The organism is Nocardioides sp. Leaf307, from assembly GCF_001423135.1.
Lineage (GTDB): Bacteria > Actinomycetota > Actinomycetes > Propionibacteriales > Nocardioidaceae > Nocardioides > Nocardioides kribbensis.
In genome coordinates, this window is sequence record NZ_LMNY01000003.1 from 166,978 (window position 1) to 190,807 (window position 23,830).

The window sequence follows — 23,830 nt, forward strand, 5'->3', positions numbered from 1 at the left end:
ATAGACTGCCCGCCCGTGTCGACCGACGATCCCGCACCGCTGCGCACCCCCGGCCCCCTCAGCGTGGTCGAGGTGCAACGGGCCGTCACGACCGAGCTCGACCGCATCGCCGAGGTCATCGACGAGCTGGGCCGCCGCTTCAGCGCCGCGGGCCACGAGATCGCCCTGGTCGGCGGGCCGGTGCGCGACGCCATGCTGGGCCGCGCCCACAACGACCTCGACCTCACGACCTCGGCGCGCCCGGAGGAGACCGAGCGGCTGATCAAGGGTTGGGCCGACGCGACCTGGGACATGGGGCGCGCCTTCGGCACCATCGGCTGCCGCCGCGGCGAGTGGCAGGTCGAGATCACGACGTACCGCTCCGAGGTCTACGACCCGTCCTCGCGCAACCCCGAGGTGCAGTACGGCGACTCGCTGGCCGGCGACCTGGGCCGGCGCGACTTCACGGTCAACGCCATGGCCGTGCGCCTGCCCGGCCGCGAGGTCGAGGACCCCTTCGGCGGCGTCGTCGACCTGGCCCACCGGGTGCTGCGCACACCCGGCACGCCGGAGGACTCCTTCTCCGACGACCCGCTGCGCATGCTGCGTGCCGCACGCTTCGCCGCCCAGCTCGGCTTCACCGTGGACCCGGGCGTCACCGCGGCGATGACGGCGATGGCCGACCGGATCTCGATCATCTCCGCCGAGCGGGTGCGCGACGAGCTGGTCAAGCTCATCTGCGCCCCGCACCCGCGCCTCGGGCTGACCCTGCTGGTCGAGACCGGCCTGGCCGAGAAGGTGCTGCCCGAGCTGCCGGCGCTGGCGCTGGAGCGTGACGAGCACCACCGCCACAAGGACGTCTACGAGCACACCCTCACGGTGCTCGAGCAGTCGATCGACCTCGAGGAGCGCCTCGGCGGCGGGCCCGACTTCGTGTCGCGCTTCGCCGCGCTCATGCACGACGTGGGCAAGCCCCGCACCCGCAAGTTCCTCGACGACGGCACGGTCACCTTCCACCACCACGACGTGGTCGGCGCGAAGATGACCCGCAAGCGGATGAAGGCGCTGCGCTTCTCCAACGACCAGATCGAGGCGGTCAGCCGGCTGGTCGAGCTGCACCTGCGCTTCCACGGCTACGGCTCGGGGGAGTGGACCGACTCCGCCGTGCGCCGCTACGTGCGCGATGCCGGCGACCAGGTCGAGCGACTCCACGTGCTGACCCGCGCCGACTGCACGACCCGCAACCGGCGCAAGGCCGAGCGGCTGCGGCGCACCTACGACGAGCTCGAGGAGCGCATCGCCGTCCTGGCCGAGGCCGAGGAGCTCGACGCCCTGCGACCCGACCTCGACGGCAACGCGATCATGGAGCTGCTGGGCCTCCCGCCGGGCCGCGAGGTCGGCGAGGCCTACCGGTGGCTGCTGGAGCGGCGCATGGACCGCGGACCGGTCGAGCCCGAGGTGGCGCGCGAGGAGCTCCTCGCATGGTGGTCGACACGCTGACGCGGGCGGCGTACTGACGGTACGGTCCGGACATGACCGACACCACAGCCGCCCCCGACGAGCTGGAGGCCTCCATCGAGGTCTCCACCTCCCCCGCCCAGACCTGGGCCCTGGTCTCCGACCTGCGCCGCATGCGCGAGTGGAGCCCCCAGGTGCTGCGCACGTTCATCCCCGGCGGGCCGGTGAGGCTCGGCAGCCGCATGATCAACGTCAACCACCGCGGCGCGCTGGTGTGGCCGACGACCGCCAAGGTCGTGCGCTTCGAGCCCCACACCAGCGTGGCCTTCCGGGTCGCGGAGAACCGCACGATCTGGTCCTTCACCCTCGAGCCCACCGACGGCGGTGGCACGCGGATCGTGCAGCGCCGCGAGGCGCCCGACGGCATCTCGACGCTGTCCAACAAGCTGGTGGGCGTGGCCATGGGCGGGGTGCCGACCTTCGTCGGCGAGCTCCGGCAGGGCATGCGCCAGACGCTGGAGCGGATCAAGGCCGAGCTCGAGCGCTGAGCCCGGGCCGTGGGGCCCTTGACCTTGACCCTGCGGCAGGCCCCACGGTCTCCTCACCGGTGGATCCCCCACCGGTGACGAGGACCCAGGAGGCGGCGTGGACGGACCGGCCGGCAGGAGCGGCACCGCGGACCCACCGCGGCTGATGAGCATCGGCGACTTCGCGCGCGCCAGCGGGCTCACGCCCAAGGCGCTGCGGCTCTACGACGACTCGGGCCTGCTGGACCCGGCCGAGGTCGACCCCCACACCGGCTACCGCTGGTACGCCGAGCAGCAGCTCCCCCGCGCCCGGCTGGTCGCGCGGCTGCGTCTGGTCGGCATGCCGCTGGCCCGCATCCGCGTGGTGGCCGGGCTCGGGCCCGCCGCTGCCGTGGCGGAGCTGGTCTCCTACGGCCGCCAGCTGAGCGCCGACACGGCCAGCGCCCGCGCCCTCCTGGCGTCCCTCGTCGACGAGCTCGGCCACGCGCCGGACGAGGAGACCCCGATGAGCACCGACGACCCCCGCCCCACCCCGGACGACAGCACCGACCGCAGCACCGACCGCAGCACCGACCGCAGCACCGACCCCGGCGGCCCCGCGCTCCCCGGGCCGACGCTGCGCTGCGCCGCCCGACTCGAGCAGGGCGGCCGGGCCACCCAGGAGGACGCCGTCCTGGTCGGCACCCGGCTGGTGGCCGTCGCCGACGGCGTGGGCTCGGCGGGCGGCAGCGGCGAGCGCGCCGTGGCCGCCCTCGCGGCCGCCGAGCGCGACGGGCTCCTCGACGGGCTCCTCGACGGTCGGCTCGACGGGGCAGCGGCGCTGGGCGCCGTCGAGACGGTGCTCGCCCGGGCCGCCGCGGCGCTCGCGCCCGGCGACGCCACCACCCTGACGGCGCTGGCGCTGCACGCCGGTCAGCTGGTCGTGGCCCACGTGGGCGACTCGCGGGCCCACCTGGTGCGCGAGGGCCGGCTCACCCGGCTGACCCGCGACCACACGGTCGTGCAGACCCTCGTCGACGAGGGCCGCCTCACCACCGAGGAGGCCCGCTCCGACGAGCGGCGGGTGCAGCTCAACCGTGCGCTCGAGAGCGGCCGCCCCGCCGAGCCCGACCTCGCCGTGCACGCCGTGCGGCCCGGCGACCGGCTGGTGCTCACCACCGACGGCGTGCACGGTCGCGTCGGACCGGCGGTGCTGGCCGACCTGCTCGCCGGTGGCGGGGACCCGCAGCAGGTCGCCGACGCCGTCGTCGCCGCGGTGGAGGCCGCCGGCGCCGACGACAACCTCGCCGTGGTCGTCGTCGACGTGGCCTGACCTGACCCGACCTGACCCGACCCGATCCGGCCCGATCCGATCCGGCCCGGCCCGGCCCGGCCGACGTACGACGGCAGCGCCGGCCCCCTCGCGGGGACCGGCGCTGCCGGGTGCTGCTGGGTGCTGCTGGGTGACCGGTGCTGCTAGGTCACTCCTCGCCGCGGATGAAGGCCTCCACGCGACGGCGGCCCTCGTCGTCGGGCAGCTGCACCGGCGGGGACTTCATCAGGTAGGACGAGGCCGAGATGATCGGGCCGCCGATGCCGCGGTCCTTGGCGATCTTCGCGGCGCGCAGGGCGTCGATGATGATGCCGGCGGAGTTCGGGGAGTCCCAGACCTCGAGCTTGTACTCGAGGTTGAGCGGGACGTCGCCGAAGGCGCGACCCTCGAGGCGGACGTAGGCCCACTTGCGGTCGTCGAGCCACTGGACGTAGTCCGAGGGGCCGATGTGCACGTTGCGGTCGTGGATCTTGTCCGCGAGCTCACCGTGCAGGTTGGAGGTGACGGCCTGGGTCTTGGAGACCTTCTTGGACTCCAGGCGCTCGCGCTCGAGCATGTTCTTGAAGTCCATGTTGCCGCCGACGTTGAGCTGGTAGGTGCGGTCCAGCGCGACGCCGCGGTCCTCGAACAGCTTCGCCATCACGCGGTGGGTGATGGTGGCGCCGACCTGGCTCTTGATGTCGTCGCCGACGATCGGGACGCCGGCGTCCTCGAACTTCTTGGCCCACTCGGGGTCGGAGGCGATGAAGACGGGCAGGGCGTTGACGAAGGCCACGCCGGCGTCGATGGCGCACTGGGCGTAGAACTTGTCGGCCTCCTCCGAGCCCACCGGGAGGTAGGACACGATGACGTCGGCCTGGGTGTCCTTGAGAACCTGGACCACGTCGACCGGCTCGGCGCCGCTCTCCTCGATGGTCTGGCGGTAGTACTTGCCGAGGCCGTCGAGGGTCGGGCCGCGCTGGACCTCGACACCGAGGGTCGGCACGTCGGCGATCTTGATCGTGTTGTTCTCGGAGGCGTTGATGGCCTCGGAGAGGTCCTTGCCGACCTTCTTGTCGTCGACGTCGAACGCCGCCACGAACTCGACGTCGCTGACGTGGTAGTCGCCGAACATCACGTGCATGAGACCAGGCACGGTGGTGTCGGGGGTGGCGTCCTTGTAGTACTCGACACCCTGGATGAGGGAGGTGGCGCAGTTGCCGACTCCCACGATGGCTACTCGAACCGAACCCATCGGATTCCTTCCTTACTTCTGCTGGTCGGCCGCGGGGCTCGCGGGCGGTGTGGTCGTGCTGGTCATGCGGTCGGGACGACGGGCGAGGTCGTCGGCGACCCGCTCCGCGTCGATGAGGTCGGACAGCCAGCGCACTTCGCGCTCGACCGACTCGACCCCGTGTCGCTGGAGCTCGGCCGCGTAGCGGTCGACCTCCTTCTGCGTCATCGAGAGCTGGCCCTGGACCCGGTCCAGCCGCTCCTGCAGGCGGGTGCGCCGTCCCTCGAGCACCCGCAGCCGGATCTCCATGTCGGTGCGTCCGAAGAAGGCGAACCGGATGTCGAAGTTGTCGTCCTCCCAGGCGGTGGGACCGACCTCCGACATCAGCCGCTCGAACTCGCGGTGGCCGGCGTCGGTGACCTGGTAGACGATGCGCGGCCGGCGGCTGACCGGGGTGCCCGGTGCCTGCGTGGCCGCGACCTCCTCGATGAGGCTGCCCTTGAGCATCTTCTTCAGCGTGGGGTAGAGCGAGCCGTAGGACAGCACCCGCCCCCACCCGAGCATGAGGTTGAGCCGCTTGCGCAGCTCGTAGCCGTGCATGGGTCCCTCGTGCAGCAGCCCGAGGACTGCCAGCTCGATGGTCTCTCCACGACGTGCCATACGACCTATCGTAGCGATATATCCGGCGAACGCGAACGCTGGACCTATCCAGGTCACCGTGTCGCGTGACACGTCGTACGCCGGTGCCGGCGCGGGCCGGGTGCGTACCCTGAGGGACGGTCCGGGGGCGCCGCGCGGCGCGCTGCGGGCCGGGACGACCCTCGAGCACCCCCGGGAGAGACGACGTGAGTGGCAAGCGCAGGGCCGACGGGCCCCCCGTGACACGGGCCCCGAAGCAGAAGGGTGCCCTGAAGCGCCGCGTGCTGAAGACGGTGAAGTGGCTCTCGATCCTCGGGGTCGTGGGCCTGCTGCTGGCCGCCGGCGGCTTCTACTACCTCTACACCGTCACCGACATCCCTGACGCCAACGAGGACTTCGAGGCGCAGACGTCGTTCGTCTACTACGCCGGCGGCACCGAGGAGATCGGCAGCTACGCCACCCAGAACCGCGTGCCGGTCGCCTTCGAGGAGATCCCCCAGGAACTGCGCGACGCCGTCGTCGCCGCCGAGAACCGCACCTTCTGGACCGACAGCGGCATCGACCCCAAGGGGATCGCGCGGGCGTTCCTCAACAACGCCACCGGCGAGTCGACCCAGGGCGCCTCGACGATCACCCAGCAGTACGTCAAGGTCCTCTACCTCACCCAGGAGCGCTCCTACACCCGCAAGGTGAAGGAGGCGATCCTGTCGCTGAAGGTGGCGCGCCAGCAGAGCAAGACCGAGATCCTCACCAACTACCTCAACACCATCTACTTCGGTCGCGGCGCCTACGGCGTGCAGGCGGCGGCGCAGGCGTACTTCACCAAGGACGTCGGCGACCTCACCCTGCGCGAGTCGGCGGTGCTCGCCTCGGTGCTCAACAACCCGACCAACCTCGACCCCGACAACGGCCGCGACGCCCGGCAGGAGCTCAAGGGCCGCTACGACTACGTGCTCGAGAGCATGGCCGAGCTCGACATGGTCGAGCCCGCCGCCGCCGAGAAGGCGCTCAAGCGGCTCCCCACGTTCCCCGAGATCGACGCCGAGAGCACCTACGGCGGCCAGAAGGGCCACGTGCTGACCCTCGTGCGCAGCGAGCTGCGCCGGCTGGGCTACTCCGACGAGGAGATCGACGGCGGGGGCCTCGAGGTCACCACCACGCTGACCCCGCAGGCGATGAAGGCCGCCGAGGACGGCGTGCTCGCGGCCAAGCCCGAGGGCTTCGGCGACAAGCAGCTGCACATCGCGGTGGCCAGCGTCGAGCCCGGCACGGGGGCGCTGCGCGGCTTCTACGGCGGCCAGGACTACCTGCAGTCGCAGCTGAACTGGGCCGTCGAGGGCGGCATGGTGGGCTCGACCTTCAAGCCGTTCGCCCTGGCCACGGCGATCCAGCAGGGCTACTCCATCCGTGACAGCTTCGAGGGCAACTCCCCCTACGAGTTCCCCGACGGCCTGCAGGTGCGCAACGAGGGTGTGGGCCCCGACGGGCTCGGCAACGACTACGGCTCGAGCGTCGACGGCGTCTACGCCATGGAGCAGTCGATCAACACCGCGTTCGTCGACATGTCGGCGAGCATGGACGACGGCCCGGCCAAGATCTACGAGACGGCCGAGAAGATGGGCGTGCCGCCGCCGGAGGCCGACCAGGAGTACCCCGGCATCCCACGCACCAGCGTCGACCTGAGCCCCGAGGACACCCTCATCACCCTCGGTCGCGCGCGGATCAGCCCGATCAACATGGCCAACTCCTACGCCACCATCGCCAACGGCGGCGAGCGGGCCGACGTGCACCTGATCGAGAAGGTCGTCAGCCCCACCGGCGACGACTACGAGTGGGACGGCCCCACCCGCCGCGCGCTCGACGAGGACATCGCCGCCGACGTGTCCTACACGATGGAGCAGACCGTGCTCGAGGGCACGGGCGCCACCGCGAGCAACCTGGGCCGACCGGCCGCGGGCAAGACCGGCACGGCGACCAACGACGACGACGAGGTCTCCTCGGCGTGGTTCGTCGGCTTCACCCCGCAGCTGTCGACCGCGGTGATGTACGTGCGCGGCGACGGCGACGACCAGCTCGACGGCTGGCTGCCGTCGTACTTCGGCTCCGACTACCCCACCGACACCTGGCTGGCGGTGATGCAGCCGCTGATGGAGGGCCGCGAGGTCGAGGAGCTGGCCGACCCCGTCTACGTCGACGGCGACGCCCCCGACGGCCAGGAGGACTACGTGCCGCCGAGCACCGAGGCCCCCGAGCCGGCGCCCACGCAGCCCCAGCCGCAGCCGAGCCGGACCCCCTCGGCCCAGCCGACGCCCACGGAGGAGCCGACCCCGACCGAGGAGCCGACGCCCACCGAGGAGCCGACGCCCACCGAGCCGACCGACGACCCGACGATCCTGCCGCCGCCCCCGCCCGAGGAGCCGACGCCCAGCCCGACGCCCTCCCAGGGCGGGAGCCGGGGCGCGAGCCCCTCGCCCGCGGCCGACACGGGTCCCGCGGAGCGGCGTACGACGGCGACGTCCACTCCCGTGATGGCGGCCCGGTCACCCTGGACGACCGGCTGGCTCTGGCCGTGGTGACCCCGCGTGGGTGAGGTCGCCGGCGACGCCGGGGCCACCGGCGTGCGCCCCCTCGACGGCCACGTCCACCCCACGCGCGACGACGCCGTGGCCCGCGCGCTCAGCGAGGGCCTCGGCGGCCCGGTGGGCGAGCACGCCGGGCGCCACCGGTGGTGGACGCCGGTGCGGGTGCTGCTCGCGCTCACCGCGGTGTGCTTCGCCCTGGGCATGGTGCAGAAGAGCGGGTGCTTCGAGCGGACCTGGCAGGACAACCAGGCCGGCTACGCCCAGATGTGCTACTCCGACCTGCCCTACCTCTACACCGGCCGCGGCCTGGTGGAGCGGGCCTGGCCCTACTCCGACGACCCGGCCGTGCGCGAGCGCTTCCCCGAGGTCATGGAGTACCCCGTGGGGATCTCCTACCTCGCCTACGGCACGAGCCTGCTCACCCAGGCCGTGGTCGGGTGGCCCGACCTCGCGCCCCGTCAGGCGCTCGCGACCGACCAGCTCTTCGTCGACCCCGAGGTCAGCCAGGAGATCCGGTGGTTCATGGTCGTCAGCGCGCTGGTCTTCGCCGCGCTGGCCCTGCTCACGACGTGGTTCGTGGCCGGCACCCACCGGCGCCGCCCCTGGGACGCCGCGATGCTGGCCGCCTCGCCGACCCTGCTGCTGACCGGGCTGATCAACTGGGACCTGCTCGCCGTGGCCCTGACCGCCGGCGCGGTGTGGGCCTGGTCGCGCGACCGGCCCGTGCTCACCGGAGTCATGGTCGGCCTCGGCACGGCGGCCAAGCTCTACCCGCTCTTCCTGCTCGGCGGGGTGCTCGTCGTGTGCCTGCGCCAGCGGCGCTACCGCGACCTCGGCGTCACCATCGCGGTGGCGGTGGCGGCGTGGCTGGTGGCCAACCTGCCGGCCCTGCTCACCGGACCCGAGCAGTGGCGGGTCTTCTGGAGCTTCAACTCCGAGCGCGGACCCGACCTGGGCTCGCTGTGGCTGGTGGCGCGCGACGCCCTCGACACCGACATCACCGCTCACACCGTCAACGTCGGCTCGTGGCTGTTCTTCGGCGCGTGGTGCCTGGGCGTGCTGGTGCTGGGGCTGCGCGCCCCGCAGACCCCGCGGCTGGCCCAGCTCGGCTTCCTCGTCGTGGTCGGCTTCCTGCTGGTCAACAAGGTCTACTCGCCGCAGTACGTCCTGTGGCTGCTCCCGCTGGCGGTGCTGGCCCGCCCGCGCTGGCGCGACCAGGTGGTCTGGCAGGGCGCCGAGATCCTCTACTTCGCCTCGGTGTGGTGGTACCTCGGCGGCTACCTCGCCCCGGGCGGCGGCGGCGACGCCGGCTTCTACTGGGTCGCGATCGTCGTGCGTGTCGCCGGCGAGCTCTACCTCACCGCGCTCGTCGTGCGCGACGTGCTGCGCCCGGAGCGCGACCCCGTGCGGGCCGCGCCCGACCTGGGTCGGGGCTCAGCCGCGCCGGGCCTGCCGCCGGGCGGCGGGGCGGGTCAGGCGACGACGACGCGGTCGAACGACGTGGTGGTGTAGCGCACCCGCACGTCGACCAGCTCGCCCACCTGCGGCACGCGGGCGCCGCCGGGCAGGAACAGCATCGAGGCCTGCATGTGCGGGGGCTCGGCGAAGAGTCGCTGCTTGCCGTCGGTGGAGAAGGGCGAGCGCACGAACCCGACGGCGTCGAGGCCGCCCCGCGCCAGGGCGCCGGCGCGGGCCTTGATGCTCGAGTCGCCCGTGGGCGCCTCCAGGCCGATGCCGTGAGCGGTGCCGCCGGAGACGATGAGCAGGTGGCCGTCCTTGGGGGCGGTGCGCGAGCGGTAGCCGAAGGCGTCGCCCCGGCTGACCGGGTGCACGTCCAGCACGGTCGAGGTCACCCGCATCGCCTCCCGCGCGCCCAGCCACAGCGCCGTGCCGATGCGCGGGCGCAGCCGGAAGTCGGGGTACGCCGCGCGCAGCTCGGCCAGCTCGGCGTCGGTCAGGTGGCTGACCCAGATGGTGCGCGCGCCGGGGGTGTCGGGCAGCTCGGCGCCCGCCACGTCGGTCATGAGGCGGTGCACCTCGCCGACGTGGGAGCCCTGCTGCAGCGGCAGGTGGAAGGCGATGCCCTCGAGCCGGGCCCGGGGGTGGGAGCGCAGCTCGGCGGCGACGGCCCACAGGTCGCGTGCGCTCAGGCCGTGGCGCTGCATGCTGGTGAGGCGCTCCAGCACGAAGCGGGCGTCGGGCTGGCGCGCCAGCAGGTCGCGCACGTCCTCGGGGCGGCTCAGGGTGTGCACCAGGCGCCCCGACAGCGCGGGGTCGACCTCCAGCGCCGACTCGAAGGGCCGCCACGGGGTGAGCACCAGGAGGTCGCCGTCGAAGCGGCTGACCAGGTGCGGCAGCTCGTCGTAGGTGCCCACGGCGATGGTGTCGACGCCGTGGCCGCGCTCGTCGAGCCACTGGGCCCTGCGGGCCAGGCGGCCCAGCGTGAAGCCGTAGCCGTTGCCCTTGCAGACCGGCACCAGGCCGGGGTGCTTCTCGGCGGTGGCGAGCAGGTGCTGGCGCCAGCGCTCGCCGTCGACGGTCAGGGTGAGGCTCATGTCGTCAGCGCCGCTTCATGTAGAGGTCGAAGGCCTTGTAGAGGACCGTGCTCAGTGGCAGGTCCCACTCGCCGGCGTACTCGACGGCCTCGCCGCCGGTGCCGACCTTGAACTGGATCAGCCCGACGTGGGAGTCGTCGCTGTCGAGGGTGTCGGTGATGCCGCGCAGGTCGTAGACGTCGGCGCCGGCGGCCAGGGCGTCCTGCACCATCGCCCACTGGGCGGCGTTGGAGCCGCGCACCTCGCGCTTCTCGGTGGAGGAGGCGCCGTAGGAGTACCAGCTGTGGGCGCCGACACGGATCGCGATGGTCGCGGCCACCAGGTCGCCCTCGTGGCGCGCCAGGAAGAGCTTGATCCGGTCGGGGTCCTCGGCGGCGAGGGCCTCCACCATGGTGCGGAAGTAGGACAGGGGTCGCGGGGTGAAGTGGTCGCGCTCCGCGGTGTGGACGTAGAGGGCGTGGAAGGCCTCGAGCTCGGCCAGGGCCTCGGCCGCGCCGGTGGTGGCGGTGACCACCACGCCTTCCTTGGCGGCCTTCTTGATGTTGCGCCGCCACAGCTGGTTCATGCCCTTGAGCACGTCGTCCTCGCTGCGGGGGCTGCCGTCGGCCGTGCGCAGCGGCACCTGGAAGACGTACTGCGGCTGACCGGCGGCGAAGCCGCCCTCGACCTGCTGCGGCAACCAGCCCAGCTCGCGCAGCTGCGAGACCACGCGCGCGCCGGTGTGGTCGCGCTCGGAGGGCGCGACCTGGCCCAGGGTGCGCACGCCGTCGTCGGCGATGCCGGCCTTGACCTGGGCGGCGCTCCACCGGCGGAGGACCACGGGCGGGCCCATGCGCACACCGAAGGCGCCCTGGCCGCGCAGGTGCTCGGTGAGCGGGTCGAGCCAGGCGCGCAGGTCGTCGCCGGCCCAGTCGATCACGGGGCCCTCGGGCAGGTAGGCGAGGTAGCGCCTGAGCTTGGGCAGCTGGCGGTAGAGCACGAGCGCGGCGCCGACGGGGGCGGCGCCGCCGGGCTCGAAGAAGCCGATCGACTCGCGGCGCCACTCCGCCTTCACCCGGCCCCACGCGGGGGTCTGCAGGAAGCTCGCGGAGCGCTGCGTGGCCAGGAAGGCCAGGTGCTCCGCGTCGGAGATCGGGCGCACGCTCAGGGCGCTGGCGGTCTTGTCACGGGGCACGGCTGCGAGGCTACCGGTCCTCGCCGGCCGGTCCCGGCACCCCTCCGCGGCCCCCTCGTGGGCCGTGGTGCGGGCCACGGGGCGCCCGTCGTGGTGCGGGTCGTGGTGCGGGTCGTGGTGGGGGTCGTGGTGGGGGTCGTGGTGGGGGTCGTGGTGGGGGTCGTGGTGCGGGCGGTGGTGCGGGCCGTGGGTGCGGGCCAGGGGTGCGGGCCCGGTCGTGCGGGCGGCGGCGGGACGGGGGCCGGCGTACGTCAGAGCCGCGCGCGCAGCCAGGCGAAGTCGGCGACGTGGGCCTCGGCGGGGCCGGGGGTCTCGCAGACGACCGGGGCGCCGGCGTCGCGGACCACCGCGGCGAGGAGGTCGGGGTCGATGCGTCCGGCGCCGAAGTTGGCGTGGCGGTCGGCGCCGGAGTCGAAGTCGTCGCGGCTGTCGTTGCAGTGCACGAGGTCGATGCGCCCGGTGATCGCGAGGACGTCGGCGACGACGCTCTCCAGCGCGTTGCCGCCGGCGTGGGCGTGGCAGGTGTCGAGGCAGAAGCCGACGCGGTCGGCCTGCTCGGCGCCGGAGATCGCGTCCCAGACCCGGCCGATGCGCTCGAGGTGGCGGGTCATGGCGTTGTCGCCGCCGGCGGTGTTCTCGATCAGCAGCGGGACCTTGAGGTCGGTGGCCTCGACGGCCTTGCGCCAGTTGTCGAAGCCCTTCTCCGGGTCGTCGGCCTTGCCGACGTGGCCGCCGTGCACGACGAGCCCCTGGGCGCCGATCTCCGCGGCGGCGTCGACGTGCTGCTGGAGCAGCTTGCGGCTCGGGATGCGGATGCGGTTGTTGGTCGTGGCCACGTTGATGACGTAGGGGGCGTGGACGTAGAGGGCCACCCCCGCGGCTTCGGCGGCGTCGCGCAGCCCGGCCGCGCCGCCGGCGTAGGCCACCACCGGACCCTTGTAGCTCTGCGGGTCGCCGAGGAAGAGCTGCACCAGCGGCGCGCTCCGCTCCTGGGCCTCGGTGATCGGGTCGACCTGGTCGACGTGGGCCCCGATCTCGATGCCTGCCTGCCCCGCTGCCTGGGTTGCCTCGCTCATGGCGCCACCCTACGAGCGTCCGCCGACGCCGGGTGCGGCCGGCGGTGTGGCCCGGGGGTGCGGCCGGCGCTGTGGCCCGGGGGTGCGGCCCGGGGGTGCGGCCGGCGGTGTGGCCCGGGGGTGCGGCCGGCGGTGTGGCCCGGGGGTGCTGGGTCGTGGATCGCGCAATTGCGTGGAGCGGGGGCGGTGCTGGCTGCGGCCGCGTGGTGCTGGGTCGTGGATCGCGCAATTGCGCGGAGCGGGGGCGGTGCTGGGTGTGGCTTTGCGTGGCTCGCGCCGTCGCCGCGCGTTGAGGACCGCCGCAACCACGCAAACCGTCCGCGGGCGCGCCTGACGGGCCCGCCCACCTGTGGAACGGTGCCTGTGGAGGAGCGGTCGCGCGCGAGCGGGTGCGGTGACAGCCTCGGAGGGTCAGGCCGACGACCGGGAGGGGGGAGCGTGGCTCCGTGGCCTCCCGGTGCTCCCGGTGCTCCCGGTGCTCCCGGTGCTCCCGGTGCTCCCGGTGCTCCCGGTGCTCCCGGTGCTCCCGTCGCCACCGGTGCCCCGCGTCGTGGTGCGTCCCGCCTCGCCGCTGCTGCCGCGGTCGCCGTCGCGCTCACCGCCGTGGTGGTCGCCCTGTTAAGCCCCGTCGCGGCGACCGCGTGGTCGACCGGCCCCGCGGTGGGCGGCCCGCTCACCGCGCGAGGGTCGGTCGGCGACGAGGGGCTCCGCCCGGTCGACGGGGCCACCGGTCCCCGGCGGCCGCCGGTGCTCACGACCGGGCGCTACCGCGACCGCACGGTGGAGCCCGCCTCGCAGAACATCTACTCCGTGCGCCGCACCCTGCCCGGCTCGACCGTGGTGGTCGGGGCCACCGTCACCCACGGGCCGGGCGGCCAGGGTGGCCAGGGCGCTCCCGCAGGCACGGGCGCCCCGGGGCCCGGTCGGCTGACCGTGCTCCTGGGTTACCCCCGCGCCGACGGTGGCGGCTTCGTGCCCTGCGGGCGCTCCGACCGCTCGCCGCTGACCCGCGCGGCGCGGATGCCCCTGTCCACCGACGTCGCCTGGTCGGCCGAGGCCCGCGGCTGCCCGGCCCGGGCCGAGCTCAGGGTCGCGGTCTTCGCCGTGCGGACGTCCGGGGTGCCGGTCGGCAGTGCCTACGAGCTCGACGTGTGGGAGGTCCCCGCGCCGGGTGGGACGTCGCTGCCGGAGCCGGCCCCGGGCGCCGGGGCGCACCCCGACCCGGGCGTCGCCACCACCACGGTCGTCGCGGCCGCGTCGCCCGCCACGGCACCGGTGCTCGAGCCGGGCGCGGGCGTCCACGTCGCGCTCGCCCGCGGGCGGGTCGGCTGGCTCGGCGTGCCGGTCGGGGTGGGGGAGGAGCTGGCGGTGCGCGCCGACGTCGACCCCCTGCCCGGCCGGCCGGCCGCGGAGCTGGCGCTGGTCGGCCCCGCCGGCGGCCTGGCCAGCCCGCCCGACGCCGGCTCCCGGGGCCGCGCCGGGCCCGGGCCGCTCGTGCTCGGGGCCGACGGCGCGGTGGTGACCCCCGCCTCCCGGGCCGGCGGCGACCCCGGCGCGGGCGCCGCGTCGGAGCCCGGGGTGCACCTCGTCGCCCTGTGGGTGGCGGGGTCGGGCACGGCCGAGGTCACGGTGACCACCGCGGCGGTGCCGGGCGCGCCACGCACCGGCGCCGGCTGGTCGTACGCCGGTCCGCCGCGCGACCTGCCCCTCCCCACCGGAGCGTCACCCGCGGCGTGGCCCGGCGCGCGCGGCGACGTCGGCGCTGCCGGGCCCGCGGACGCCTCCGGGGAGTCGGCGGCCCGGACCCCCGCGGTCCCGGGCCGCACGGTCGGTGGCGTGGCACTGCTGCTGGGCGCGGTGGCCCTCGGCGGCGCGGGGACGGTCCTGCTGCGCCGGGCCCGGCGTCGCTGACCCGAGGCGGAGCCCTCGCCCTCGGTCGTGCCCGCGCTCGGCGACGCCGGACCGGCGCCGCGCCATGTCCTCCCGGGGTCTGGTCCCGCTGGTGCCCTCGCCCGCGCCCTGCGCACGCGGTCCCCGGGTCCGCGTCCCCGGGTCCGCGTCCGGGGGTCCGCCTCCGCCCGGGGAGGTGGGCGCGTGGGGCCGGGTGACGCTCAGCCGGCCAGCAGCCGGACGCCTGCGGCGGCGAGCCCGCCGGCGCCACCGAGGCAGCCCGCGCCGGCCAGCCCCAGGGCCCATCGGTGCGCGCGGTCGGGCGGGCGGGCCCGGGAGGGGTCCGTCACGGGCCGCGCCCCCGGCGGCGCCGGCCAGGGCGGGGGTCCGAGCCGGTCCACGACCACCGGGGGCCGGGGACCGTCCCTCCACGGGGCGCCCGACGGCACCCCGGCCCGCCGCAGCAGGCCCAGCGCCGCGGCCGCCGAGGCCGGCCGTCGCCGGGGGTCGTGCGCGGTCAGGGCGTCGAGCAGCGGCACGAGACGCCCCGGGGGCGGTGTGGGTGGCGGTCCGGAGCGGGTCGGGGCACGACCGCTGAGCAGCTGGAGGGCGACGACGCCGGCGGCGTAGAGGTCCTGGCCGGGGTCGGGGGGCTCGCCCGCCGCCTGCTCGGGGGCCATGTAGCCGTCGGTGCCGACGGCACCGGGGGTGCGCGTCAGGCGCACGTCCTCGGCGAGCGCGGCCACACCGAAGTCGCCCAGGCGCACGTGCGGCCGCGCCGAGCCGGTCGCGTCGAGGAGCAGGTTGGCCGGCTTGACGTCGCGGTGGACCACGCCGGCCGCGTGCACGGCGGCGAGCGCCTGCAGCAGCTGGTCCAGCACGACGGCGACGAAGTCGGCGGGCAGGGGGCCGTGGGTCTCCAGCAGCGACTGCAGCGAGCCCCCGCGCACGAGGTCCATGGCCAGGACGACCAGGTCGTCGTCGGCGGCCCAGCCGTGGGGGGCGATCACGTGGGGGTGGCGCACCCGCACCGACTGCTCGCGCACGAAGCGCAGCAGCAGCGAGGCGTCGTGCTGCCCCAGCACCTTCACGGCGACGAAGCGCTCCTGACGCAGGTCCCACGCCCGCCAGACGCTGCCCATGCCGCCGGCGCCGACCTGGTCGGCCAGCACGAAGCGACCCGCCAGGGGCGGGATCGGCGGCACCGGGCTCACCGTGACGACGCTAGCCGGAGCGCCGGCTCGCCGCAGCGGCTCTCCACAGCCCCCCGACCGGGGCCGGCCGGCCCGGGGGCGACCCGGGGGCGGCCGGGACGGGGATTGCCGGGCGGCGTCGGGGCGCTGGTAATCTCGAGTGTCCTCGCGCGCGCTCCCCACCGATGGGATCGGGCTCGCGCGGGACACGCTCGATGTCCCCGGTGCGCCGGGGCTCGGGCGACGCACAGCCCTCCTGCCACGGAGAGACCGTGGCCGCCGAGTCCAGAGGAGGTGGAGACCGCTATGCGTGCTTATGAAGTGATGGTCATCCTCGACCCCAGCCTCGAGGAGCGCACGATCGCGCCCTCGCTCGAGAAGTACCTCAACGTCGTCACCAAGGACGGTGGCACCGTCGAGTCGGTCGACGTCTGGGGACGTCGTCGCCTCGCCTACGAGGTGAAGAAGAACGCCGAGGGCATCTACGCGGTGATCTCGCTGAACGCCGAGCCGGCCACGGTCAAGGAGCTCGACCGCCAGCTCACGCTCAACGAGTCCATCCTGCGCACGAAGGTCATCCGCCCCGACGCCAAGTGAGGCGTGGCGGCAGGTCGGGCCCCGAGCCCGTCCCCGCCGCCTGTGGAGGACCTCTGGCCGTTGTCGGCGGCTGCCGCCACCATGGCAGCACCGACATCGGACCCGACTGATGCGCACGCACCACCCGACACCCTGAGGGAGAACCCATGGCCGGCGAGACCATCATCACCGTGGTCGGCAACCTGACCGACGACCCGGAGCTCCGCTTCACCCCGTCCGGGGCCGCGGTCGCCAACTTCACGGTCGCCTCGACTCCGCGCACCTTCAACCGTCAGACCAACGAGTGGGAGGACGGCGAAGCCATGTTCCTCCGGTGCTCGATCTGGCGCCAGGCCGCGGAGAACGTCGCCGAGTCCCTGCAGCGCGGCATGCGTGTCGTGGTGCAGGGCCGCCTCAAGGCCCGCTCCTACGAGACCCGCGAGGGCGAGAAGCGCACCGTCTTCGAGCTCGAGGTCGAAGAGGTCGGTCCGTCGCTGAAGTTCGCCACCGCCAAGGTCACCCGCGCCTCCCGTCAGGGCGGCGGGGGCGGCTACTCCGGCGGCGGCCAGGGAGGCTCGCAGGGCGGGTCCTCCCAGGGCGGCGACGACCCGTGGGCCAGCCCCGCTCCCTCGGGCGGTGCCGGTGGGTCCGGCGGTGGCTACGGCGGCGGCGGTGGCGGCGGGCAGTCCCGTCCCGCCCCTGCGGCCGGCAACGACCCCTGGGCCGCCCCCGGCGTCCAGGACGAGCCCCCGTTCTGACGCGCTGCACCACCTGCACGACCCGCACCACCGCCGGTCGCTCGACCGGCGTCCTGTCCGTCCACCTCAACCATTCCGACCTGGTAGCCACTCCGGGACGGGCTTCTAGAAAGGAAGCACCACAATGGCCAAGGCAGTGATCCGCAAGCCGAAGAAGAAGGTTTGCCAGTTCTGCAAGGAGAAGGCGACCGGTGTCGACTACAAGGACACCACCCTGCTCCGCAAGTTCATCTCCGACCGCGGCAAGATCCGCGCGCGTCGGGTGACCGGCAACTGCGTCCAGCACCAGCGCGACGTCGCCACCGCGGTCAAGAACGCCCGCGAGGTCGCCCTGCTGCCCTACACGTCCACCGGTCGCTGAGAGGAGCGGAGAAGATGAAGCTCATCCTGACCCAGGAAGTCACCGGTCTCGGTGCCCCCGGCGACATCGTCGAGGTGAAGGACGGCTACGGCCGCAACTACCTCGTCCCGCGCGGCCTCGGCATCCGCTGGACCCGCGGTGCCGAGAAGACCGTCGAGTCGATCAAGGCCGCCCGCGCCTCGCGCGCGGTCCGCGACCACGACCACGCCGCCGAGATCAAGGCCAAGCTCGAGGCCTCGCCCGTCACCGTCAAGGTGCGCGCCGGCGAGGGTGGCCGCATGTTCGGCTCGGTCAGCGTCACCGAGATCGCCACGGCGGTCACCGACGCGACCGGCGAGGCCGTCGACAAGCGCACCATCGCGGTGACCAACCCGATCCGCTCGCTCGGCGCCCACCAGGTGTCGGTCAAGCTGCACGACGAGGTGTCCGCCACGGTGGCCCTCAACGTCGTCAAGGGCTGATCCCAGCACGACCCCGGGCCGCTCGGCGGCCCTCACGCCGACGGGGCCGTCCCTCCTCCGGGAGGGGCGGCCCCGTCCGGCGTTCCCGGGGCCCTCGGTGTCGCTGGGCGGGTGTCAGTGGCCCGCTGTCAGTGGGCCAGGATGCCGTCGAGCCGCACGGGCCGACCGTCGCTGGTGACGCGGATGCGGATGGTGCCGGTGCGCAGCGGGCTGTTCTGGTCGCGCACGGTGTAGAGGTGCTGGCGGTCCACGGTCGGGGTGGCGAGGTCCACCGGCTGCCACTTCCGGGCCCGGCCGATCTTGACCTCGACGCTGCCCGCACCGGGACCGCTGGGGCCGATGAGCACCAGCTCGCGCACGTTGCGCCCGTAGTAGCGCAGGGTCGCGCCCCTCTCCCGGGTCTCCAGGAAGCTGCCGCCCAGCGCGTCGGCGGAGCGCAGCGAGCGCCAGCGGCCGCCGTCGCCCGCGGTGAGGTCGGCCGGCACCGCGAAGACCGCGGTGCTGTCCTTGACGGTGGGGTCGGTGTTGCCGGCCTTGTCGGTGGCACGCACCGTGAGCGTCTTGTCTCCCGGCCCGAGGCCGCGCAGGGTCGTGACACCCTCCGCGCACGGCACGGCGGCGCCGTCGACGTCGCAGGCGAAGGTCGAGCCGCCCTCGTCGGCGGCCAGTCGCACCTGCGGGCTCAGCGAGTCGGCGATCGGCAATCGGTAGCCCTCGAGCTGGGGCGGGGAGCTGAGCACGAAGGTGTTGGGTGCGACGGTGTCGACGCGCACCACGCTCACCGCGGCCGACTCGTCGAGGTCGGGCAGGTCGGTCTCGGCGCCCGCGACCAGCAGACCGGGTGACGCGGTGGCGTCGATGGCGTCGTCGGCGGTGTCGATCGCGCGCACCCGGAAGGTGTAGGGGGCCGCGGAGCTGTCGTCGAGGTCCTGGTAGGTCCGGGGGCTCTGGCAGGCCTCCCAGCGGTCGTTGGTCGACGCGCCGTCGTCGTCGAGCTGGCACTCGAAGGAGATCGGGTCGGTGTCGCCGTCGGTGTGGCGCCCCGAGAAGGTGAAGGTCAGGTCGTCGGTGCGCAGGTAGCCGGCCGCGTTGGGCGGCCGGGTGAGCGCGGTGATCGTGGTCTCCGGCGGGGCGATGTCGTCGCACGGCGGGCCGGTGGGCAGGCCCAGCACGCTGCGAGGTGCCACCTCGGTGGTGCAGGCCTCGGCGGCCTGTGCGACCCCGGCGGGGCCGACCAGGGGGAGCAGCCCGGCGACGAGACCGCCGGTGGCCAGGAGTCCGACGCGGCGTCCGACGCGGCGGACGTGGCGGACGCGGGGCGAGGTGGGCATGACGACTCCTGGGGCAGCGGGACCGGTGGTGGCTGGACAACGCCCCGGGGCCCGCCCAGGCTACGAAGCCGCGCCGGGAATCCCAGCTGCTCCAGACAACTGCTCGCGGGTGGCCCAGGGGCGCGCGGCGTACCGGAAGCCGAGCCAGACCAGCACGAGCAGCAGCAGCTGCGCGGTGACGTACGCCGGCACCTCGAGCGCGGCGACGCCGGCGCCGAAGACCAGCGGGGGCAGGACGGCGACGACGACGGCGAGCAGCCGCAGGGTGCGCAGCCAGGCCGACGCGCGGGTGTCGCCCGCGGCCCGCGCCCGCTCGGCCAGCTCGTGGCACAGCAGCAGCACGAGCGCGAGCTGGGGCAGGTTGGCGCTCCACAGCAGCGCCGGGTCGCCCTCGGCCAGGCGGGTCGCGACCTCGGGGAACCACACCGCCACCGACACCGCGCCCGCCACGGCCCCCAGCGCCAGCAGCGGGAGGCGACGCGCGACCGGCAGGTCGCGCACGCCGAGCAGCACGAGGACCCACCCGACGGGGTCGGCGAGCAGGTCGTGGCCGCGCACGGGAGCGACGAGCAGGATGATCAGCAGCCCCATCGCGACGGACTGGAGCGGCTTCATGGCCGTGATGGTAGGCCGCGCCCCTGCGCCGCCGGAGGGGCGGTCAGGCGCGAGCCGGGCCGGTGACCATCCACGCGTCGCCGCGGGCGCGCGCGACGAGCACCACCAGACGCGCCCCCATGAACACCGCGCTGAACCCCACCCAGAGCAGCACGAGCCCGCCCGTCGGTGCGGCCAGCAGCGCCACCGGGGCGTAGACCAGCAGCGTCGCCACGCCGCCCCAGGCGAGGTAGACGCCGTCGCCGGCACCGATGAGCACGCCGTCGAGCACGAAGACCACCCCGGCGACCGGTTGTCCGAGGGCGGCGACGAGCAGCACCGGCACGAGTCGCTCGGCGACGGCGGGGTCGTCGGTGAAGAGCCGCCCGAGCACGGGGCTGACCGCGGCCAGTCCCAGGCCGGTCACGACCCCGGCGCCCACGCCCCACTGCAGCATGCGGCGGGTGGTCGCGCGGGTGCCCGCCAGGTCGCCGGCCCCGAGGGCGCGACCGGTGAGGGCCTGGGCGGCGATGGCGATGGCGTCGAGCACGAAGGCCAGGAAGGTCCACAGGGTCATGGCCAGCTGATGGGTGGCGAGGTCGACGTCCTGGGCGCCGCCCACGACGCCGAGCGTCACGGCGTAGGTGGTCACGAGCAGCGCCGCCCGCAGGGTGAGGGTGCGCACCACCAGCGGCACGCCGGCGCGGCCGGCCGCTCGGATGCCGGGGAGGTCGGGCCGCAGGGGGGCGCCCTCGCGTCGCGCGGCGCGCACGACGACGGCGAGCAGCGCCGCGGCGGAGGCGACCTGGGCCAGCACCGAGCCGATCGCGGAGCCGGCGATGCCGAGGTCGAGGCCGTAGACGAGCAGCACGTTGAGCACGACGTTGAGCAGGTTGCCGGCGACGGCGACGACCAGGGGGGTGCGGGTGTCCTGGAGGCCGCGCAGGATGCCGGTCGTGGCCAGCATGACCAGCAGGGGAGTGGTGCCGAGGAAGGCCAGGCGCAGGTAGGTCTCGGCCTGCGCCGCGACCTCGGGTCCGGTGCCGAAGGCGGCCACCAGCGGCGTGGTGCCCAGGACGCCGCCGACGGTCACCACGGCGCCGATGACCACGGCCAGCCACACCCCGTCGACGCCCTGCGCCATCGCCCGCCGTGTATCGCCGGCGCCGAGGTGGCGCGCGACGGCCGCCGTGGTGCCGTAGGCGAGGAAGACGCACAGGCCGACGGCCGTCTGGAGGACCACGGCGGCGATGCCGAGACCGGCCAGCTCCGGGGTGCCGAGGTGGCCCACGATGGCGGCGTCGGTGAGCAGGAAGAGCGGCTCGGCCACGAGGGCCAGGAACGCCGGCACGGCCAGGCGCAGGATCTCCCTGTCCTCGGCCCGCCGCACGGGTCGCAGTGTAGTCACGTAAGGGGCTCCCGGCCGTTCCGGTCCTGACCGCCGTAGTCCGTGGCGACCAGTGGATAACTCGGGCCTGCCTGTGCATATCGCACGGGCCCGGTGCTTTGTCGACAAACACCCAGGCATCCGCCCGGTAGCCGGGGTGTGAACGCCCACGGCGTGAAAATACTTTGGTTCCACATGGCCTCAGCACTGTTTGCGCAGGTCAGCGCGGTGCGGTCGGGGAAAGTCCGTTTGTTGTCCACAGGGTTGTCCCCAGGCGGTGCACAACGCCACGCGTGTCGTCCACGGGTCGCCCCGAGTTATCCCCAGGGCCTGTGGACAAGGTGGTGTCGCCGACCCCCTCCGACCACGTACGGTCCGACGACTGTCGGTGGACGTCCCTACCGTCGGCAGCGGCCGGGCACCCCCGGCGCGACCCGGTGACGGGGTCGCCGACGCACGGTCCGGGGTCGGGACGAGGAGGAGCCACAGCATGAGCGTCACCGAGCAGGCCGGTCACTCCGGGGGCTCCGCTCCCCTCGACGAGCCGCCCTTCGAGGACTGGGGCGACGGCCCGGTCTCCTACGCGCCGGGCGAGCGACCGACCACCCCCGGCGCGCGCACGCCCCCGCAGGACATGGCCGCCGAGCAGTCGGTGCTCGGCTCGATGCTGATCTCCAAGGACGCCATCGCCGAGGTCTCCGAGGTGCTGCGCGGCGTCGACTACTACCGCCCCAGCCACGAGACGATCCACGACGCGATCATCGATCTCTACGGCCGCTCCGAGCCGGTCGACATGATCACCGTGGCCAACGAGCTCCAGCGCCGTGGCGAGCTGCAGAAGATCGGCGGGGCGCCCTACCTCCACACGCTCTCGGCCAACGTGCCGATCGCGGCCAACGCGGGGTGGTACGCCCAGATCGTCCACGAGAAGGCGGTCCTGCGCCGCCTCGTCGACGCCGGCACCAAGATCGTCCAGATCGGCTACGCCGGCGAGGGCGACGTCGACGACATCGTCGACCAGGCCCAGGCCGAGGTCTACAAGATCGCCGACAAGCGCAGCACCGAGGACTACGCGCCGCTCTCCGACATCATGGACGGCGTCCTCGACGAGATCGAGGCCATCGGCAACCGGGAGAACGGGCTCTACGGCGTGCCCACCGGCTTCGCCGACCTCGACGACCTGACCAACGGCCTGCACTCGGGCCAGATGATCATCGTCGCGGCCCGACCCGCCATGGGGAAGTCGACCCTCGCCCTCGACTTCTGCCGCTCCGCCTCGATCCACAACAACCTCTCCAGCGTCTTCTTCAGCCTCGAGATGACGCGCTCGGAGATCACGATGCGCCTGCTCTCGGCCGAGGCGAAGGTGCCGCTCAACCACATCCGCAACGGCAACATGAACGACGACGACTGGACCAAGCTGGCCCGCAAGATGGGCGAGGTCTCCTCGGCGCCGATGTTCATCGACGACTCGCCCAACATGACGATGATGGAGATCCGGGCCAAGGCGCGCCGGCTCAAGCAGCGCCACGACCTCAAGCTCATCGTCATCGACTACCTGCAGCTGATGAGCTCGGGCAAGAAGGTCGAGTCGCGCCAGCTGGAGGTCTCGGAGTTCTCCCGCCAGATCAAGCTGCTGGCCAAGGAGCTCGAGCTGCCCATCATCGCGCTCTCCCAGCTCAACCGTGGCCCCGAGCAGCGCGGCGACAAGCGCCCGATGATGAGCGACCTGCGCGAGTCGGGCTCGATCGAGCAGGACGCCGACATGGTCATCCTGCTCCACCGCGACGACGTCTACGAGAAGGAGTCGACCCGCCCCGGCGAGGCAGACCTCATCGTGGCCAAGCACCGCAACGGCGCGACCCGCGACATCACCGTGGCCTTTCAGGGCCACTACAGCCGCTTCGTCGACATGGCCCACTGACCCGGTCGCCGGGCAGCTCACGCCGCGACGTACGGCGAGCGACCGACCAGCCGGGTGACCACGACGCCGGTGACGGTCATCGCCAGCGCGATGGCCGCGAGCACCACGAGCTGGAACTGCGCGGCCTCGGCCGGGCTCGCGCCGCCGAAGAGCGCGCCGACGAAGGCGCCGGGCAGGGTCACCAGCCCCGTCGAGCGGGTCTGGTCGAGCGTGGGCAGGAGCATCTCGCGCGTGGCCTCGCGGCCGATGTCGCGGTGCGCCCGGGTCGGGGTGGCGCCCAGCGAGAGCCAGGCCTCGACCTCCCCGGACCGCTGGGTGGCACTGCGCAGGAAGGTGCGCCCGGTGAGGGTCGCGGCGCTCATCGCGTTGCCGATGACGATGCCGGCCACGGCCACGACGTAGCGCACCTCCGGCTCGACCAGGCGCAGCGCGAGCACCGCGCCCAGGGCGACCACGGCGCCGCAGACGACGCCGAGCACGGCCGCGCGGCGCCCGCCCCACAGCCCGCGCAGGCGGCCGCGGGCCGTCCACGACGCCGTGGCCAGCATGAGCGCGAGGAAGGCCACGACCGTCCAGGGCGCGGAGAGGATGCCGCGCAGCAGCAGCGCCACGACGCCCAGCTGGACCACGGCCCGCAGCAGCGCGGTGAGCGGGGCCAGCCCCAGGGACAGCCCCGCCGCCCGGGCCAGCAGCACCGTCGCCGCCACGAGCGCGCCGAGACCCAGGCCGAACCCGAGGTGGTCCTGCCAGGCCGTCACGCGCCCAGTCTCCCCGAGGCGGGGGGACGCGCGGGGTCCCGGAGGTGACGGGTGTCGGCGGCCCCCACTACGGTGTCGCCTG

The 23,830-nt window shown here is 74.0% G+C and carries 21 protein-coding genes; 11 read left to right on the forward strand and 10 right to left on the reverse strand.

The window, feature by feature from the left end; translation table 11 throughout:
- Positions 1 to 15: 15 nt before the first annotated feature.
- The 3 genes from ASF50_RS15700 (at position 16) to ASF50_RS15710 (ending at position 3,276) form a co-directional block, all read left to right on the forward strand.
- Positions 16 to 1,479 carry a CCA tRNA nucleotidyltransferase gene (locus tag ASF50_RS15700; RefSeq protein WP_414855746.1) on the forward strand — a complete coding sequence of 488 codons (1,464 nt, stop codon included), beginning with the start codon at positions 16 to 18 and terminating at the stop codon, positions 1,477 to 1,479.
- 32 nt (positions 1,480 to 1,511) lie between these two features.
- Complete coding sequence (locus tag ASF50_RS15705; protein ID WP_056905123.1) at positions 1,512 to 1,985, forward strand: SRPBCC family protein; 474 nt, start codon at positions 1,512 to 1,514, stop codon at positions 1,983 to 1,985.
- 97 nt (positions 1,986 to 2,082) lie between these two features.
- The gene (locus ASF50_RS15710; RefSeq protein ID WP_056905124.1) at positions 2,083 to 3,276 is read left to right on the forward strand and encodes a MerR family transcriptional regulator; all 1,194 of its coding nucleotides are present in this window, start codon (positions 2,083 to 2,085) and stop codon (positions 3,274 to 3,276) included.
- Positions 3,277 to 3,424: 148 nt separating this feature from the next.
- On the opposite strand, the gene ASF50_RS15715 is transcribed toward ASF50_RS15710, so the two are convergent.
- Positions 3,425 to 4,510, reverse strand: a complete 1,086-nt coding sequence (locus ASF50_RS15715; RefSeq protein WP_056865092.1) for an inositol-3-phosphate synthase — start codon at positions 4,508 to 4,510, stop codon at positions 3,425 to 3,427.
- A 12-nt stretch (positions 4,511 to 4,522) separates the two neighbouring features.
- On the reverse strand, positions 4,523 to 5,149 hold the full coding sequence (locus ASF50_RS15720; protein ID WP_056865091.1) for a PadR family transcriptional regulator: 627 nt from the start codon (positions 5,147 to 5,149) through the stop codon (positions 4,523 to 4,525).
- Positions 5,150 to 5,367: 218 nt separating this feature from the next.
- Here ASF50_RS15720 and ASF50_RS15725 point away from each other — a divergent pair, with 218 nt between their 5' ends.
- Together ASF50_RS15725 and ASF50_RS15730 are read left to right on the forward strand one after the other, a co-directional pair.
- Positions 5,368 to 7,704 carry a transglycosylase domain-containing protein gene (locus tag ASF50_RS15725; protein ID WP_235557704.1) on the forward strand — a complete coding sequence of 779 codons (2,337 nt, stop codon included), beginning with the start codon at positions 5,368 to 5,370 and terminating at the stop codon, positions 7,702 to 7,704.
- 6 nt (positions 7,705 to 7,710) lie between these two features.
- Positions 7,711 to 9,222, forward strand: a complete 1,512-nt coding sequence (locus tag ASF50_RS15730; RefSeq protein WP_235557705.1) for a glycosyltransferase family 87 protein — start codon at positions 7,711 to 7,713, stop codon at positions 9,220 to 9,222.
- Here ASF50_RS15730 and ASF50_RS15735 read toward each other — a convergent pair.
- The 3 genes from ASF50_RS15735 to ASF50_RS15745 form a co-directional block, all read right to left on the reverse strand.
- The gene (locus ASF50_RS15735; RefSeq protein ID WP_056905125.1) at positions 9,183 to 10,265 is read right to left on the reverse strand and encodes an alanine racemase; all 1,083 of its coding nucleotides are present in this window, start codon (positions 10,263 to 10,265) and stop codon (positions 9,183 to 9,185) included. The genes ASF50_RS15730 and ASF50_RS15735 overlap by 40 nt on opposite strands.
- Positions 10,266 to 10,269: 4 nt before the next feature.
- On the reverse strand, positions 10,270 to 11,439 hold the full coding sequence (locus ASF50_RS15740) for a lipid II:glycine glycyltransferase FemX (RefSeq protein ID WP_235557706.1): 1,170 nt from the start codon (positions 11,437 to 11,439) through the stop codon (positions 10,270 to 10,272).
- A gap of 251 nt (positions 11,440 to 11,690) precedes the next feature.
- Positions 11,691 to 12,515 (reverse strand): deoxyribonuclease IV, encoded by an 825-nt coding sequence (locus tag ASF50_RS15745; RefSeq protein WP_056905126.1) that lies wholly within the window; start codon positions 12,513 to 12,515, stop codon positions 11,691 to 11,693.
- A 747-nt stretch (positions 12,516 to 13,262) separates the two neighbouring features.
- Between ASF50_RS15745 and ASF50_RS15755 the strand changes: the two genes are divergently transcribed.
- Entirely contained in the window at positions 13,263 to 14,426 is a 1,164-nt protein-coding gene (locus ASF50_RS15755; RefSeq protein ID WP_156718341.1) for a hypothetical protein, read from the forward strand.
- Between the two features lie 200 nt (positions 14,427 to 14,626).
- Here the strand turns inward: ASF50_RS15755 and ASF50_RS15760 are convergent, their stop codons facing one another.
- Positions 14,627 to 15,619 carry a serine/threonine-protein kinase gene (locus ASF50_RS15760; RefSeq protein ID WP_235557707.1) on the reverse strand — a complete coding sequence of 331 codons (993 nt, stop codon included), beginning with the start codon at positions 15,617 to 15,619 and terminating at the stop codon, positions 14,627 to 14,629.
- 285 nt (positions 15,620 to 15,904) lie between these two features.
- Between ASF50_RS15760 and rpsF the strand changes: the two genes are divergently transcribed.
- The 4 genes from rpsF (at position 15,905) to rplI (ending at position 17,754) form a co-directional block, all read left to right on the forward strand.
- On the forward strand, positions 15,905 to 16,195 hold the full coding sequence (gene rpsF, locus ASF50_RS15765; protein WP_082500432.1) for a 30S ribosomal protein S6: 291 nt from the start codon (positions 15,905 to 15,907) through the stop codon (positions 16,193 to 16,195).
- A 146-nt stretch (positions 16,196 to 16,341) separates the two neighbouring features.
- The gene (locus ASF50_RS15770; protein ID WP_056865084.1) at positions 16,342 to 16,932 is read left to right on the forward strand and encodes a single-stranded DNA-binding protein; all 591 of its coding nucleotides are present in this window, start codon (positions 16,342 to 16,344) and stop codon (positions 16,930 to 16,932) included.
- Positions 16,933 to 17,056: 124 nt separating this feature from the next.
- Positions 17,057 to 17,293 carry a 30S ribosomal protein S18 gene (gene rpsR, locus ASF50_RS15775; RefSeq protein ID WP_056865083.1) on the forward strand — a complete coding sequence of 79 codons (237 nt, stop codon included), beginning with the start codon at positions 17,057 to 17,059 and terminating at the stop codon, positions 17,291 to 17,293.
- 14 nt (positions 17,294 to 17,307) lie between these two features.
- On the forward strand, positions 17,308 to 17,754 hold the full coding sequence (gene rplI / locus ASF50_RS15780; protein WP_056865082.1) for a 50S ribosomal protein L9: 447 nt from the start codon (positions 17,308 to 17,310) through the stop codon (positions 17,752 to 17,754).
- 128 nt (positions 17,755 to 17,882) lie between these two features.
- Here the strand turns inward: rplI and ASF50_RS15785 are convergent, their stop codons facing one another.
- From ASF50_RS15785 to ASF50_RS15795, 3 genes are read right to left on the reverse strand one after another with little or no spacing between them, the layout of a single operon-like run.
- Positions 17,883 to 19,085 carry a hypothetical protein gene (locus tag ASF50_RS15785; protein WP_056905130.1) on the reverse strand — a complete coding sequence of 401 codons (1,203 nt, stop codon included), beginning with the start codon at positions 19,083 to 19,085 and terminating at the stop codon, positions 17,883 to 17,885.
- A 60-nt stretch (positions 19,086 to 19,145) separates the two neighbouring features.
- Positions 19,146 to 19,700: a hypothetical protein gene (locus tag ASF50_RS15790; protein ID WP_056905131.1), complete on the reverse strand. Its 555-nt coding sequence runs from the start codon at positions 19,698 to 19,700 to the stop codon at positions 19,146 to 19,148.
- Between the two features lie 43 nt (positions 19,701 to 19,743).
- The gene (locus ASF50_RS15795) at positions 19,744 to 21,069 is read right to left on the reverse strand and encodes an MATE family efflux transporter (protein ID WP_235557708.1); all 1,326 of its coding nucleotides are present in this window, start codon (positions 21,067 to 21,069) and stop codon (positions 19,744 to 19,746) included.
- Between the two features lie 487 nt (positions 21,070 to 21,556).
- On the opposite strand from ASF50_RS15795, the gene dnaB reads away from it, so the two are divergent.
- Positions 21,557 to 22,990, forward strand: a complete 1,434-nt coding sequence (gene dnaB / locus ASF50_RS15800; protein WP_056865078.1) for a replicative DNA helicase — start codon at positions 21,557 to 21,559, stop codon at positions 22,988 to 22,990.
- Between the two features lie 17 nt (positions 22,991 to 23,007).
- On the opposite strand, the gene ASF50_RS15805 is transcribed toward dnaB, so the two are convergent.
- Entirely contained in the window at positions 23,008 to 23,748 is a 741-nt protein-coding gene (locus ASF50_RS15805) for an ABC transporter permease (protein ID WP_056905132.1), read from the reverse strand.
- Positions 23,749 to 23,830: the final 82 nt, after the last annotated feature.

Excerpts from the sequence above, each read along its gene's own strand:
- dnaB (WP_056865078.1), top strand. The coding sequence starts at position 21,557 with ATGAGCGTCACCGAGCAGGCCGGTCACTCCGGGGGCTCCGCTCCCCTC.
- ASF50_RS15715 (WP_056865092.1), bottom strand. The coding sequence starts at position 4,510 with ATGGGTTCGGTTCGAGTAGCCATCGTGGGAGTCGGCAACTGCGCCACC.
- ASF50_RS15705 (WP_056905123.1), top strand. The coding sequence starts at position 1,512 with ATGACCGACACCACAGCCGCCCCCGACGAGCTGGAGGCCTCCATCGAG.
- rplI (WP_056865082.1), top strand. The coding sequence starts at position 17,308 with ATGAAGCTCATCCTGACCCAGGAAGTCACCGGTCTCGGTGCCCCCGGC.
- ASF50_RS15790 (WP_056905131.1), bottom strand. The coding sequence starts at position 19,700 with ATGAAGCCGCTCCAGTCCGTCGCGATGGGGCTGCTGATCATCCTGCTC.
- ASF50_RS15735 (WP_056905125.1), bottom strand. The coding sequence starts at position 10,265 with ATGAGCCTCACCCTGACCGTCGACGGCGAGCGCTGGCGCCAGCACCTG.
- ASF50_RS15785 (WP_056905130.1), bottom strand. The coding sequence starts at position 19,085 with ATGCCCACCTCGCCCCGCGTCCGCCACGTCCGCCGCGTCGGACGCCGC.
- ASF50_RS15720 (WP_056865091.1), bottom strand. The coding sequence starts at position 5,149 with ATGGCACGTCGTGGAGAGACCATCGAGCTGGCAGTCCTCGGGCTGCTG.
- rpsR (WP_056865083.1), top strand. The coding sequence starts at position 17,057 with ATGGCCAAGGCAGTGATCCGCAAGCCGAAGAAGAAGGTTTGCCAGTTC.
- ASF50_RS15745 (WP_056905126.1), bottom strand. The coding sequence starts at position 12,515 with ATGAGCGAGGCAACCCAGGCAGCGGGGCAGGCAGGCATCGAGATCGGG.
- rpsF (WP_082500432.1), top strand. The coding sequence starts at position 15,905 with ATGCGTGCTTATGAAGTGATGGTCATCCTCGACCCCAGCCTCGAGGAG.
- ASF50_RS15770 (WP_056865084.1), top strand. The coding sequence starts at position 16,342 with ATGGCCGGCGAGACCATCATCACCGTGGTCGGCAACCTGACCGACGAC.